The 12,626-nt window shown below is 63.0% G+C and carries 14 protein-coding genes; 3 read left to right on the top strand and 11 right to left on the bottom strand.

All coding sequences use genetic code 11. From position 1 onward, the window contains the following. Positions 1 to 60: 60 nt before the first annotated feature. The 6 genes from V8Z65_RS03705 to V8Z65_RS03730 form a co-directional block, all read right to left on the bottom strand. On the bottom strand, positions 61 to 288 hold the full coding sequence (locus V8Z65_RS03705; RefSeq protein WP_067459640.1) for a F0F1 ATP synthase subunit C: 228 nt from the start codon (positions 286 to 288) through the stop codon (positions 61 to 63). A 60-nt stretch (positions 289 to 348) separates the two neighbouring features. Next, the gene (locus tag V8Z65_RS03710) at positions 349 to 1,128 is read right to left on the bottom strand and encodes a F0F1 ATP synthase subunit A (protein WP_338722622.1); all 780 of its coding nucleotides are present in this window, start codon (positions 1,126 to 1,128) and stop codon (positions 349 to 351) included. A 25-nt stretch (positions 1,129 to 1,153) separates the two neighbouring features. Then, positions 1,154 to 1,543: an AtpZ/AtpI family protein gene (locus tag V8Z65_RS03715; RefSeq protein WP_338722624.1), complete on the bottom strand. Its 390-nt coding sequence runs from the start codon at positions 1,541 to 1,543 to the stop codon at positions 1,154 to 1,156. A 228-nt stretch (positions 1,544 to 1,771) separates the two neighbouring features. Further along, positions 1,772 to 5,227 (bottom strand): AAA family ATPase, encoded by a 3,456-nt coding sequence (locus V8Z65_RS03720; protein WP_338722625.1) that lies wholly within the window; start codon positions 5,225 to 5,227, stop codon positions 1,772 to 1,774. A gap of 186 nt (positions 5,228 to 5,413) precedes the next feature. Continuing rightward, positions 5,414 to 6,226, bottom strand: coding sequence for a thioredoxin domain-containing protein (locus V8Z65_RS03725; protein ID WP_338722627.1), 813 nt, complete (start codon positions 6,224 to 6,226; stop codon positions 5,414 to 5,416). Positions 6,227 to 6,317: 91 nt separating this feature from the next. Beyond that, positions 6,318 to 6,782: a DciA family protein gene (locus V8Z65_RS03730; RefSeq protein ID WP_338722628.1), complete on the bottom strand. Its 465-nt coding sequence runs from the start codon at positions 6,780 to 6,782 to the stop codon at positions 6,318 to 6,320. A 157-nt stretch (positions 6,783 to 6,939) separates the two neighbouring features. Here V8Z65_RS03730 and V8Z65_RS03735 point away from each other — a divergent pair, with 157 nt between their 5' ends. Beyond that, positions 6,940 to 7,734 carry an alpha/beta hydrolase gene (locus V8Z65_RS03735; protein ID WP_338722629.1) on the top strand — a complete coding sequence of 265 codons (795 nt, stop codon included), beginning with the start codon at positions 6,940 to 6,942 and terminating at the stop codon, positions 7,732 to 7,734. A 49-nt stretch (positions 7,735 to 7,783) separates the two neighbouring features. Continuing rightward, entirely contained in the window at positions 7,784 to 8,815 is a 1,032-nt protein-coding gene (locus tag V8Z65_RS03740) for an A/G-specific adenine glycosylase (protein WP_338723942.1), read from the top strand. 5 nt (positions 8,816 to 8,820) lie between these two features. On the opposite strand, the gene V8Z65_RS03745 is transcribed toward V8Z65_RS03740, so the two are convergent. From V8Z65_RS03745 to V8Z65_RS03765, 5 genes are all read right to left on the bottom strand, one after another. Next, positions 8,821 to 9,162, bottom strand: coding sequence for a hypothetical protein (locus V8Z65_RS03745; protein ID WP_338722630.1), 342 nt, complete (start codon positions 9,160 to 9,162; stop codon positions 8,821 to 8,823). Positions 9,163 to 9,171: 9 nt separating this feature from the next. Beyond that, a complete protein-coding gene (locus tag V8Z65_RS03750; protein WP_338722631.1) occupies positions 9,172 to 9,495 on the bottom strand; it encodes a hypothetical protein in 324 nt (107 codons plus the stop codon). A gap of 131 nt (positions 9,496 to 9,626) precedes the next feature. After that, complete coding sequence (locus tag V8Z65_RS03755; RefSeq protein WP_338723944.1) at positions 9,627 to 10,685, bottom strand: site-specific DNA-methyltransferase; 1,059 nt, start codon at positions 10,683 to 10,685, stop codon at positions 9,627 to 9,629. Positions 10,686 to 10,845: 160 nt separating this feature from the next. Beyond that, positions 10,846 to 11,538: a ribonuclease HII gene (locus tag V8Z65_RS03760; RefSeq protein WP_338722632.1), complete on the bottom strand. Its 693-nt coding sequence runs from the start codon at positions 11,536 to 11,538 to the stop codon at positions 10,846 to 10,848. A gap of 2 nt (positions 11,539 to 11,540) precedes the next feature. Then, positions 11,541 to 11,906: a DUF4180 domain-containing protein gene (locus V8Z65_RS03765; protein ID WP_338722633.1), complete on the bottom strand. Its 366-nt coding sequence runs from the start codon at positions 11,904 to 11,906 to the stop codon at positions 11,541 to 11,543. 137 nt (positions 11,907 to 12,043) lie between these two features. On the opposite strand from V8Z65_RS03765, the gene V8Z65_RS03770 reads away from it, so the two are divergent. Further along, positions 12,044 to 12,625, top strand: coding sequence for a hypothetical protein (locus tag V8Z65_RS03770; protein ID WP_338722634.1), 582 nt, complete (start codon positions 12,044 to 12,046; stop codon positions 12,623 to 12,625). Position 12,626: the final 1 nt, after the last annotated feature.

Below are 12,626 nucleotides of genomic sequence, written 5' to 3' on the forward strand. Positions count from 1 at the left end.
TGAAGAAGGGAACGCAGCCGAACTTATGTCCGGCTGCGGAAATCTTGGTGTCGTGCCGAATTAGGCGACGAACAGCAGGATCAGGGCAACCAGGAACGAGAAGATGCCCAGAGCTTCGGTCACGGCGAAGCCGAAGATCAGGTTACCGAACTGGCTCGGAGCAGCCGACGGGTTGCGCAGGGCACCCGAGAGGAAGTTGCCGAAGATGTTGGCCACGCCCAGGGCGGCGCCAGCCATACCGAAGGTAGCAATACCGGCACCGATGAACTTTGCGGCTTCAGCTTCCATTTTAATGTCCTTTCAAGCGACTTTTTAGGTTCCGGTGGGTCATCCACCGGGAATGGGTGGTTAGTGGGACGGGTGGATCGCGTCGTTCAGATACATGCTGGTCAGGACCGCGAAGACATAGGCCTGAACCGCACCGACGAGAAACTCGAGACCGGTAAGGGCGATTGCCATCAGAACCGGCAGGGTGGCGCCGAGCCAGCCCAGAGCACCCAGACCGCCGATCATCATGACCGCAAAGCCGGTGAAGACCTTGAGAGTGATGTGGCCGGCAAGAATATTGCCGAACAGACGGACCGAGAGGCTGATGGGACGCGAGAGGAAGGAAATGACCTCGATCGGCGTCACAATGGGAAGGATATAGCCCGGCACACCGGCGGGAACGAAGAGCTTGAGGAACTTCGGACCGTTCTTGACGAAGCCGTAGATGATGACGGTGAGGAACACCAGCATCGAAAGGGCGAAGGTGACGATGATGTGGCTGGTGACGGTGAAGAAGTAGGGCACCATGCCAAACATGTTGGCCACAAAGATAAAGGTGAACAGCGAGAACACCAGCGGGAAGAACTTCATGCCGGCAGTGCCGGCGCTGCTTCGCACCATTCCGGCCACAAATTCGTAAAGCAGTTCCGCTGTCAGCTGCGCGCGGGTCGGGATCAGCTTCTTGCCCGAGGTCGAAATCAGCAGGAAGGCAACGATGGTCGCCACCGTCAGCACCATGAACAGTGCCGAATTGGTGAAAGCGAAGGTCGTGCCCGACCCTTCGGTGCCGTCACCGCCAAGGGTGAACAGCTCGAAAATGTCCGTGATGACAAACTGGTGGATCGGGTCAGTACCGGCCATGGAGCCCTCTAAGCGTCATCAATTCTCAATTCCGCTCTTCGTCTTCCACCTCGGGGCCAAGATCGGCACCCTTGGGGGCAGGCGAGGCGGCATTCATTTCCGCCACCACTCGGATGACGTTCAGGATTCCAGCGGCAAAGCCCATCAGCAAAAGGATGAGCAAGCCCCAGGGGCTGGTTCCCAGGCCAAGGTCGATGAGGTAGCCGAGACCGGCACCCACCAGGACCGCGGCGATGAATTCGGTACCGATGCGCATGCCGCGCGCCAGACCGCTCATCTCCGGGGAAGCATCTCGGGCGGATCTGTTGTCCTCCCGGTCGCGCTCCCGCTTGGCGGAGGCAATGCGCGATGCAAGATCACGCGTCACCCCCCGGGCGCTGTCTGGCTGGCCATGGTCGTCTGGCGAACTGGTCATCCGCTGCTCCCTTTTGGCCGGCAGATCCCGTAATTCCGGGGCGCCCTTTTAAGTCGCGCGCAACATAGTGGTGGCCCCATTTGGTGTCAAGGCAGGTGGGTGATGTGTAAGTATCTGTTTTAGCAGGAGGATTTTGGCCGTATCGGGGGTGCGGCATGCTGTCCACACGCCGATCATGGCAGAGTCAGGGCAGGGTGGGGGGATTCTGCCCTTCGCGCGGATATCGGGCTACCCCGCTTCGCGATAGCTCTCGGCGGTCGTCAGATCGACCGATACCAGTTGCGAGACGCCGCGCTCGGCCATGGTGACGCCGAACAGGCGATCGACCCGGCTCATGGTGATCGGATTGTGGGTGATGACCATGAAACGCGTATTGGTGCGCTGGCGCATCGAGTCCAGGAGATTGCAGAAGCGCTCCACATTGGCGTCGTCGAGCGGCGCGTCGACTTCGTCGAGTACGCAGATCGGCGCCGGGTTGGTGAGAAACACCGCAAAGATCAGGCTCATCGCGGTCAGCGCCTGTTCGCCGCCCGAGAGTAGAGTCATGGTCTGCGGCTTCTTGCCCGGCGGGCGCGCGATGATCTCAAGGCCCGCTTCGAGCGGATCGTCGCTTTCTACAAAGGTCAATTCGGCCGTGCCGCCGCCGAACAGCGTGGTGAACAGCTCCTGGAAATGCGCATTGACCTTGCCGAAGGCCTCGTTGAGGCGGGCGCGGCCCTCCCGATTAAGCGCGGCAATACCGCCACGCAGCTTGGCGATGGCCTCGATAATGTCGTCGCGGTCGCGCACCATGGTGTCCAGCTTTTCCTGAACCTCCTCGGCCTCCTTTTCGGCCGAAAGATTGACCCCACCCAGACGCTCGCGCTCCGCCTTGAGGCGGTCGAGCTTCTGTTCAATGGCATGTTCATTGGGCAGCGCCTCTTCGGGGCGGATGCCGGAGGCTTCAAGCGTGCGGGACGCGGGAATGCCCAGCGATTCCTCGACCTGTCGCTCGATCTGCTGGCGCTGGGCAATGGCGCCCTTGAGGCGCTCTTCAATGCGTGTCAATTCGATGCGGACGGCGTTGAGACTGTCGCCTGCAACCTTGAGGGCCTTGTCCGCCTCGCGCCAGGCGGTTTGGGCCTGGTTAAGCCGGTCGCCCGACATCTTGTGATCGGCCTGGGCCGTTTCGATCTGGTCGTCCAGCTGGGCCTTGCGGCTCTCGAAACCCTCGGGGGCCTCGGCCAGATTGGTCAATTGCGCCTCGACCTCGGCCATGCGCTGGTCGAGCGTGGCCAATTGCCCCTGCGCGCCATCGCGGCGGCGCTGCCAGGCCGCGCTATCGCGGCCGAGCTGGTCCAGACGGGCCCCGCGCATGCGAGCCGCCGCTTCCACCGTGCTCAATTTGAGACGGGCCTGATCCGCCTTTTCACGCAGGGCCGTCAGGCGCTGCTGTTCCTGTGCCGCGGCGGCGGCCATTTCGGTTTCATCGCCCGCGCCGGCCAGCGCGGCCTCGGCATCGGACAGCATGGTATCGGCCTCCGCCACGCTGGCAGCGAGGCGGGCATGGGCCTCTTCCAGGGTCGAGCGGCGGGTGGTGAGATCGCCCATGGCGCGTTGCGCCTTGTCTAGCTCGGATTGTGCGGCGCTGATGGCGTGCTGGGCCTTGCGCCAGTCTTCGCGACGGGCGCGCTCGGCCTGCCTGGCCTCGTCGAGGGTGGCGGTCAGCGCATCGACGTCGCGCTTCCAGCTATTGCGTTCGCCCTTGGCGCGCAGGATTTCCTCGTCCAGTTCGTTGAGACGATTGCGCTGGGCGAGGCGTTGCGCGGCGGCGCTGGGCGCATCGGCGGCGGCCACGAATCCGTCCCAGCGCCAGAGCGCGCCTTCGAGCGTCACCAGACGCTGGCCAGGCTTCAGCGCCTTCATCAGCGCGGGGCCGTCTACCGCATCGACAAGACCAATCTGGTTCAGGCGACGCGCGAGCAATTCGGTGCCGGTGACATGGCGCGACAGCGGCTCGGCACCCTGGGGCAGGGGCGGATCGTCATAGAGGTCAATGGCAATGGACCAATGCATGGGCGCGCCGGCATCGGAGGAGGCTTCGAGATCGTCGCCCAGGGCAGCGCCAAGCGCGGTTTCGTAACCCGGCTCGACGGACAATTCATCGACTACGGCTGGCCAGAGGCTGGCCCCGGTATTGAGCATTTTGCCCAGCGTCGAAGCTTCCGCTTCCAACCGGGTAACCAGGGCGTCGAGTTCTGCCAGACGCGGCCTTGCGGCATCGAGACTGGTCTGGGCGGTTCCGGCCGCTTCCTCGGCAGCGAGCGCGGCACTTTCGGCGGCGGCGGTTTCGGCCTGCGCAGCGTCGAGTACAGCACGGCGCGCGGCAACGGTTTCATCGGCATCGAGCGCCGCAGCGACCTTGGCGCGGTCCGCTTCGATCTCGGAGAGTTGCTGGGCAAGCCGGCTGCGGCGACTGCGCGCATCGCTCAGATTGCGCCCGGCCTGGGCGCGGCGAGCCCGCAATTGCGCCAGGGCGTCGGCGGCCTCGCGGGCAGCCGCGTCCGCTTCGCCGACCGCCTGCCTGGCCGCATCGGCCTCGACGCGCGCCGCATCGAATTCGGCCTGGGCGGCCTGTTGCTCGGCGCTCAACTGGGCCTGTTCGCCCGCATAAGCGGCCAGCGTCATTTCCGCCTCGCCGACCAATTCGCGCTCGCGCGTGCCGTCCGAGGCGATCTGGCGCAACCGGTCTTCCAGCTCGGCCCGGCGCTGGCTCATGCGGCGCGCTTCATCGGCCAATTGCTCACGCAGGATCGTATAGCGTTGCAGCACCGCGCCGGTGACCGCCTCGCGTTCGCGCAATGGCGTCAACGCTGCCTCGGCGGTTTCGACCGCCTTTTGCGCTTCACGCTCGGCATGGGTCGCATCGGCCAATTGCCGCACAAGCACGGCCTGATTGGCCTCGTTCTCCTTTTCCGCGGCGCGGGTGGCGACCCAGCGAATATGGAACAAGGTCGCTTCGGCCCGTCGGATATCGCCCGAAAGGCCGCGATAGCGATTGGCGAGGCGAGCCTGGCGCTTGAGCGTTTCAAGCTGGCTTTCGACCTGGGCAATGACGTCGTCGACGCGTTCGAGATTGCCTTCGGCCGCGCGCAGCCTGAGTTCAGCTTCGTGGCGGCGCGAATGGAGGCCAGAAATGCCGGCAGCCTCTTCGAGCAGGGCCCGGCGGGCGGTGGGCTTAGCGGCGATCAGCTCGCCGATCTGGCCCTGGCGCACCATGGCGGGGGAATGGGCGCCGGTGGAGGCATCGGCAAAGAGCAATTGCACGTCGCGGGCGCGCACTTCCTTGCCATTGACGCGATAGACCGACCCCGCCTCGCGTTCGATGCGACGGGTGACCTCGAGCACATCGGCAGTGTTGAGGGCGGTCGGGGCGGTGCGGTCGGAATTGTCGAGCACGAGCGTGACTTCGGCGCTGTTGCGCGCCGGCCGATTGCCCGAGCCGGAAAAGATGACGTCATCCATGCCCGAGGCGCGCATGGCCTTATATGAGCTTTCGCCCATGACCCAGCGCATGGCTTCGACCAGATTGGACTTGCCGCAGCCATTGGGCCCGACAATGCCGGTCAGGCCCGGCTCCATGACGAGGACGGTTTCGTCACAGAAGGATTTGAAGCCGTGGAGCTTGAGGCGGGAGAACTTCATGCGTTCGCCGCCCCGGATGCTGCAGTATCCCTCCCCTTGAGGGGGAGGGTAGCGTCGCTAGGCCCGTAGGGCTGTAGCAAAGCTGGGTGGGGTGATTTGTGCCACAAAGCCCGGAGCTGGCGGCCCCACCCCACCCTCAATCCCTCCCCCTCAAGGGGAGGGAGGCGCAGGGGCCGGAGCATTTGCCTATTGCGCAGGCGCCATCTCGTTGGCAGGGGCCATCGTATCGGTCGCGGGTGCCATTGTGTCAGTGGCCGGAGCCATTGCGTCGGCGGCAGGGGCCATGGCGTCATCGGCCGGAGCCATTGCATCGGCGGCGGGTTCCTCGGCGGCTGCGGGCGCAACGAAATCGGCGGGCACGAGCGGATCGATCTCGGCAGCGAGCTGCTCGATCGTCTTGCCCCCCGAAAGCGTCTTGCCATTGACATAGAAAGTCGGCGTCCCCGTCAGCCCGAACTCATCCAATGCCTGTTCGCGCTGCGCTTCAATCCCGGTGAACACCTCCTGATTCGTCAAGGCAGCCGAGAAGCTTTCCTCTGTAAAACCGAGCTGCTGGGCCACCGTATAGATGGCGTCACGCGGCTTGTCGGACATGCCCCACTCGTTCTGGGTCTTGAAATAGGTGGCGATGACATTGTGGTAGTTCTCTTCCCCGGCCGCCTCGGCCAGGAGGAAGATGGCCGCATCCAGCGCATTGCGGGCAAAGGGGCGGACAATGAACTTGACCTTGCCCGTCTCGACATAGGCTTCCTTGAACGGTTCGTAGACCGTGTTGTGGAAGGCAGCGCAATGCGGGCAGGTGGGCGAGGCATATTCGATGACCGTGACCGGCGCATCGGCGCTGCCCTCGACCTTGTCGGTCAGGCCGCCGGCAGGCGCCATCAGCGCCGCCTCATCGATCATGTCACCTTCAGCGGCCTGCGATGCGGAAATGCCCGAAAGGCTGACCGCCGAGGCGGCTGCGGCCAGGATAATGGTTTCGCGGCGGTTGAATTTCACGTTTCGGGCTCCTGAATTTTTTCGCTGCGCGACACTACACATGGGGATGCTGTCGGCAAGTAGGCATGCTCATCACTTGGGGGTGAACGGGCTAATTGCCGTTTTTCCGCGACCTGCCGGAGAGCGCCAGACCCAATGTCCTCAACGCTTCCCGCAGATCGTCATCTTCGACCATTTCGGTCGCTTTGCCGACCTTTGCAATATCGCTCTGGCTCGGTTGAGAGCGTTTTTGCACCCCCTGGCCTGAACCGGGTGTGAATGGCTCTGCCGACAATCTGACATCATTGACTAGGACATAGCCGAAATAGCGGTTGACCGCCGCGGCAATGGCGGGCGCCTCGTGCTGGGCGAAAAGCGCCTGTCCTGGTGCACAGCGCAGGTAAAGCGTCGCCCCCTCGGCGCCGTGATTGCTGCGCGGCCAGCTTAATTTATCGGGCAAGGTGGTCTGGTCGAACGGCGGCGGCGCGATATGGCGCCATTGGGCGATAATGTCGCGCCCGGCAAAGCCGCGCTTTTTCAGCACTGGATCGAGCGCGCCAGAAAGCGCATCGGACACGGACAATGTCTTGTTGCGACGTTTCGGTTCTGGAAGCTCTTCTTTAGCCATACACCAGATATCGCCGCCAATGCCCCAAGCACAAGCCTGACCGATCCATGTCGAAATTGGAGCCCCTGGTTCGTCGCTTTGGTATAATGCACAGGAGTTGACTACATTGCCTACGCTCACCTCGAAGGACGGCACCACTATCGGCTATGAAGCCAAAGGCCGCGGACCGGTTATCATCATGGTAGCCGGCGCTACCCAATATCGCGCTGTTGACCAGACGACGCCCAAACTGATCGACCGGCTGTCGGCACAGTTTACCGTGGTCAATTTCGACCGTCGTGGCCGCGGCGAATCCACCGATACCGCACCCTATGCGGTCGCCCGGGAAATCGAGGACATCGGGGCCCTGATCGACGCCTTTGGCGGTCGCGCCCATCTCTATGGCATGTCGTCCGGAGCGGTGCTGGCGCTCGAGGCAGGGGTCGCCCTGCCCGGCAAGGTGGCCTCGGTGCTGCTCTACGAGCCGCCTATCGATGTGGGACAGTCTTCGGCAGACGCCTGGAGGCGGCATGCCGAAATGGTGGCGTTGGCCGAGCACGGAGAGACCGAGGAGATGATGAGCCGGTTCATGAGCGCATTCATGCCGCCCGAGCACCTTGCAGGCTTCAAGCAATCGCCCGCCTGGCCGGCCTTTGCCGCGGTGGGCGGAACCATCGAACACGATTATCGGGTCATGGCCGAGGCCATTGACGGGGACCGACAGCCGGCTCGCTGGCAGAATATCGCCGTGCCCGTCCTGGTGGTGAATGGCGACAGCAGTTTTCCCTTCATCGAAGCCGGAGCGGCGTGGACGGCGGCCGGCGTGCCGGGGGCGGAGCGGCGCATATTGGCGGGGCAGGGGCACGATGTCAGCGTCGACGCAATCGCCCCTGTCATGGCCGAATTTTTTGGCGCGCATTGATCGCCTGGAGACGGTATGACGGGCCATGCCCCTCGCCAATCCCCATCCCATCGATTCCGCGGCCGTCCTTGCCTGGTATGACAATCATGCCCGCGACCTGCCCTGGCGGGTGCCGCCGCAGGACAGGCAGGCCGGCATCCGCCCCGATCCCTATCGCGTCTGGCTGAGCGAGGTCATGCTGCAGCAGACGACGGTGGCGGCGGTGAAGGCTTATTTCCACAGATTCACCACGCTCTGGCCCAGGGTCCAGGACCTGGCGGCCGCACCACTCGACAGCGTGCTGCGCGAATGGGCGGGGCTCGGCTATTATGCCAGGGCGCGAAACCTGCATGCCTGCGCCCAGGCGGTGGTGGACGAGCATGGCGGCATTTTCCCCGATAGCGCCGCTGGATTGCAGAGCCTGCCCGGCATCGGCGCCTATACCAGTGCCGCCATTGCCGCGATCTGCTTCGACGAACGCGTTGCCGTGCTCGATGGCAATCTCGACCGGGTGCTGGCGCGCTATCATGCGCTGGGCGTACCGGTGCGCGAGGCCAAGGACGCATTGCGCGGCGCCCTGCAGATTGCCGTGCCTGAACGGGCGGGCGATTTTGCCCAGGCCATGATGGATCTGGGCGCCACCATTTGCGCGCCGCGCGCCGCCCTGTGCCTGGTGTGCCCGTTGCATGATGGCTGCGAAGCGCGGCGGGAGGGGGAACCGACGCGCTATCCGATCAAGCCGGTCAAGGCCGAGCGGCCGGTGCGCAAGGGCCACGCCTTCGTCATGCGCGATGCGGGCGGAGATGTTTATTTGCAGTCAAGGCCGGGCAAGGGCCTGCTCGCTGGCATGACGGAAGTGCCGACTTCGGACTGGGGCGATGAACCGGGCGAGCCGGTCTTTCCCGCCAAAGGGGATTGGCGGCGCCATGGCCAGGTCGTCCATGTCTTCACCCATTTCCGGCTGGAGCTGGAGGTATGGACGGCCGAAGTGGCACCGGCTGGACTGGACAATGGCTGGTGGGCAGCGCCCGGGGCGCTTGAGGGGGAAGCGCTGCCCACGCTGTTCAGGAAGGTCTTGGCGGAGGTTGGGCTAGGAGGGTGATCCCTCTAGTTGCCCTCAAATACTGCGTCGCCCCCCACAAGCATGTCGCGCATGGGTTTCGGTACGGGAAAACCATAGCCATCGCCTGGTTTTTCAAATCGCAACAGGTCTTTGGCGTGATAGTTGCTGGTGTATAACTCTGCTCCCACCTTCTGCAACGCGATGATGATCGCCTGGGCGCCATCTACGCCTTGGCCGAAGCTTTTGCGCATGCCGCGCGGCCAGTCGATTTCGTATCGGCAGCGCCAGGCGCTGCCGTCTTGTTCAGGCTTGAAGACACGAACCTCGAACCCTTCTTCGGCTCCGGCACCGGTCCTGACATATAGGGTCCTGGTAGCAATGAGCATCGTCAGCCCTCAATAGCTCAACGGACGTATCGTTCTGCCCGCCAAACAATCCCCGTACCTGAATGTGGCTTGTTGGTAGCAGCTTCTCAGACCCACCATTTTACAGTGGAAGTTGTCCTTATCAAACAGGTCGTCACACTCCGCCGCAGACAAACGCCTCCCCATTGCTGTCCGAGTATCATCAGTCCACTGCCCGCCGTCGGGCCTGCCAGCCGGAACGCGAGGCTGGTTGGGGTCGAAGCGCTTGACCGTCATTTCGGCGCGCCAGATCGCGATCTTTGCGCGCAAGTCCAGAATTAGGCGCTTCGACCTTTCACCATAGTCGTCTGTCATATTGCTCTCCTTGGAATCTGGAGAGCAGTATCGGTTCACATCGCAGTACCGGGGATAAGTAGCCAAACAAAAAGGCCGCCGGTTATCCCGGCGGCCAGTTCTAGAGCCTGAAGTTTGATTGGAGGTCAGGATCAGGCAGAAAGCAAATCAAGTTTTTGACGAATGTCGGCGCGAAGCGTGTCGATCGGCTCCATTCGTCCTGATTGTTCGTGATGCCAGAAGGTCCACCCATTGCATGACTCAGAACCCTGAACCAGGGCGCCAACCTTGTGGATCGACCCCTGATGCGGGCCCGAGACGAGCGAGCCGTCTGCACGAACCATGGCCGAGTAACGTTTCGCGGAGTCAAAGAGTTGCGTGCCCACATCGAGCACGCCCTGCTCGACCAGCGAGCCAAAGGGAATGCGGGCTTCCTTGCGTTTTGGAGTCACCGATTGCAGGGCCTCGAAAACTCCGGGACGGATAGTGGCGATGCGCTGGCGGGCGCCGGCAATATAGTCGGGTTCGCGCTCTATGCCGATGAAATGGCGCCCGAGCTTGCGGGCGACGGCGCCGGTTGTGCCGGTGCCGAAGAATGGGTCGAGCACGATATCGCCCGGCTTGGTCGTGGCATTGAGGATGCGGAACAGCAGCGCCTCGGGCTTCTGGGTGGGATGGAGTTTGCCATCGTCCCCGTCCTTGAGGCGCTCCGACCCGGTGCAGATGGGAAAGAGCCAGTCCGAACGCATCTGCGTGTCGTCATTGGCCAGCTTCATGGCTTCATAATTGAAGGTGACGCGGCTTTTCTGGCTTTTGGCGGCCCAGATCAGCGTTTCATGCGCATTGGTAAAGCGCGTGCCGCGGAAATTGGGCATCGGGTTCGCCTTGCGCCAGATGACGTCATTGAGCATCCAGAACCCGAGGTCCTGCAGCGCCGTGCCGACCCGGAAAATATTGTGATAGGAGCCGATCACCCACATGGCGCCATCGGGCTTGAGCAGCCGCCGCGCCGCCGCCATCCAGGCGCGGGTGAATTCATCATAATGGGCGAAGCTGTCGAACTTGTCCCAGTCGTCATCCACCGCATCGACCTTGGATTGGTCGGGGCGGGTAAGACCCTGTTCGAGCTGCAGATTATATGGGGGATCTGCGAAAATGAGATCGATGGAGCCGGCCGGCAAGCTATTCATATGGTCGATGCAATCGCCCATGAGAATAGTATCGATCGGCAGGCGCGTGGCCTGCCTTTCCGCATCGGCCTGACGGGCCGTACGCGCGGTACGCAACATGCACTTAACCCTAACGCAGTACTAACAAGACCGTTATAGAGCGCCGAGGTTAATGGAGCGTTCGCAAGGGATTAGCGAGGGGTTAATCGACTGTCCCGAGGACGTTTTTGTCGGTCAGAAGCGCGGCGACCGGCGCAAAGTCGCGACGGTGGTGGCGACAGGGTCCATGCAGGCCCAGGGCCGCGAGATGGGCCGCCGTGCCATAGCCCTTATGCCCCGAAAAGCCGAAATGGGGCGCATCGCCATCCATGATGGCGCACATCCTGTCCCGGGTGACCTTGGCGACGATTGAGGCCGCCGCGATGGAAACGCTGCGTCCATCCCCGCCGATCAGCGCAATGCCCGGGCAGGGGAGATCGGGCGGCACATCGCGCCCATCCACCAGCACCCTGTCGGCCCGGCAGGAAAGGGCGGCCACAGCCCTCGCCATGGCGGCCAGGGTGGCCCCACGAATATTGCGCAAGAGGATGTCACTGGGCGGTGCCGAGACAATTGCCACCTCGGCCGAGCGAACGATGGCGTCGAAAAGGAGGTCGCGTTTCTCCGCCGTCAGTTTCTTGGAATCGTTGAGGCCGGCCGGGATATTGGCCGGATCGAGCCGCACCGCGGCCACCACGACCGGGCCTGCCAGGGGGCCGCGCCCGGCCTCGTCCACGCCGGCAACGAACCGCGCGCCACGAGCCATCAACATTTCCTCGTGGCTGAAATCGGGATAGCCGGCCTCTGCGGCGAACAGCTCCCCAAGGGCCGAATTGCCGTTATTCCGCCGCGCCATGGTCAATCCTTGCCCTCGAGGCGGGCCTCGAGCGCCGTCCTGTCCTGGGCAAAAAGGTGATGGCCGACACGATTGGTCTCGCCGACAAAGTCGTGCAGCGCCTTGCTGGCGGCGGTATGCGCGGAAATATCGCCCAGAATGGCGAGGCGCATTTGATAATTCTGCAGCTTCTGGAAGAAGTGGCCGGCCATTTTGGTCGAAAGATCGAAAAAGCCCGGCGCGAAACGACCGGCGGGCACCACGATCATGTCGGCTTCCGTGCCATAGATTTCGCCCAGGAGATCGAGCGCATCCTGCTCGCTGCTGAGGGCCGGACCCTCGGTCGCAACAAAATAGAGCCTGGTGCCGTTTGTGGTCTGGACGGACATAAATTTACGACTTTCCATTCGGCCTAGACGTCGTGCCGCCAATCCGGCACGGCCGCTCTACCGGTCAGGACTATTCCCGATCAGGCTCTAGCTGATACAAGAGTCTGAGCCGGGGGGCAAAGGCGAGAGAGACTTTGATGCGCAAAGCAATTGGCCTTGCGGCACTTGTGCTGCTGACCGGTGCCGTTTCGGCTGAACCCTTCCACCACTCTTTTGGCGAATGGCGCGAATACCACCGGGACTGGCTGGCTGCCTGCCCGGACCTGATCAATGAAGATGCCGACGGCTATTACTTCCATTCCTGCTTTGCCAGCACTGGCAGCCAGGAACTGAACGGCGCCAATCTGCCGGCCTATAAATTGACCCTGATCCGCAACCGGCTCGATGGCGCGCTCGACCTAGCCATAACCGTCGCCTCCGACGACGGCGAGTATGATCCCGCCCGGCCGATCAGCCTGCAATTTGGCGGCGAAGCACCGATCGTTCTCGATTTCGGCACCGATATCGAGACGCGCCACAATACGATCAACCAGTTTTTCATTGCCGATCCCGCCCGCCTCGAGGCGATCATCGAAATGATGAAGGATCGCAATGCAGTGACGCTTTCGGTGCCGCTCAAGGGCCATGAGCAGCCGGTCCAAACCTGGCTGTCGCTGCGCGGGGTGCTCGCCTCACTCGATTTCATGTCGGCCTATGCGCGCAAAGTGGCCCAATATTAGG

Origin of the sequence: Devosia sp. XK-2 (assembly GCF_037113415.1) — a bacterium.
Classification (GTDB): Bacteria; Pseudomonadota; Alphaproteobacteria; order Rhizobiales; family Devosiaceae; genus Devosia.

Excerpts from the sequence above, each read along its gene's own strand:
- V8Z65_RS03750 (WP_338722631.1), bottom strand. The coding sequence starts at position 9,495 with ATGACAGACGACTATGGTGAAAGGTCGAAGCGCCTAATTCTGGACTTG.
- V8Z65_RS03720 (WP_338722625.1), bottom strand. The coding sequence starts at position 5,227 with ATGAAGTTCTCCCGCCTCAAGCTCCACGGCTTCAAATCCTTCTGTGAC.
- V8Z65_RS03765 (WP_338722633.1), bottom strand. The coding sequence starts at position 11,906 with ATGTCCGTCCAGACCACAAACGGCACCAGGCTCTATTTTGTTGCGACC.
- V8Z65_RS03770 (WP_338722634.1), top strand. The coding sequence starts at position 12,044 with ATGCGCAAAGCAATTGGCCTTGCGGCACTTGTGCTGCTGACCGGTGCC.
- V8Z65_RS03760 (WP_338722632.1), bottom strand. The coding sequence starts at position 11,538 with ATGGCGCGGCGGAATAACGGCAATTCGGCCCTTGGGGAGCTGTTCGCC.
- V8Z65_RS03710 (WP_338722622.1), bottom strand. The coding sequence starts at position 1,128 with ATGGCCGGTACTGACCCGATCCACCAGTTTGTCATCACGGACATTTTC.
- V8Z65_RS03755 (WP_338723944.1), bottom strand. The coding sequence starts at position 10,685 with ATGGGCGATTGCATCGACCATATGAATAGCTTGCCGGCCGGCTCCATC.
- V8Z65_RS03715 (WP_338722624.1), bottom strand. The coding sequence starts at position 1,543 with ATGACCAGTTCGCCAGACGACCATGGCCAGCCAGACAGCGCCCGGGGG.
- V8Z65_RS03705 (WP_067459640.1), bottom strand. The coding sequence starts at position 288 with ATGGAAGCTGAAGCCGCAAAGTTCATCGGTGCCGGTATTGCTACCTTC.
- V8Z65_RS03745 (WP_338722630.1), bottom strand. The coding sequence starts at position 9,162 with ATGCTCATTGCTACCAGGACCCTATATGTCAGGACCGGTGCCGGAGCC.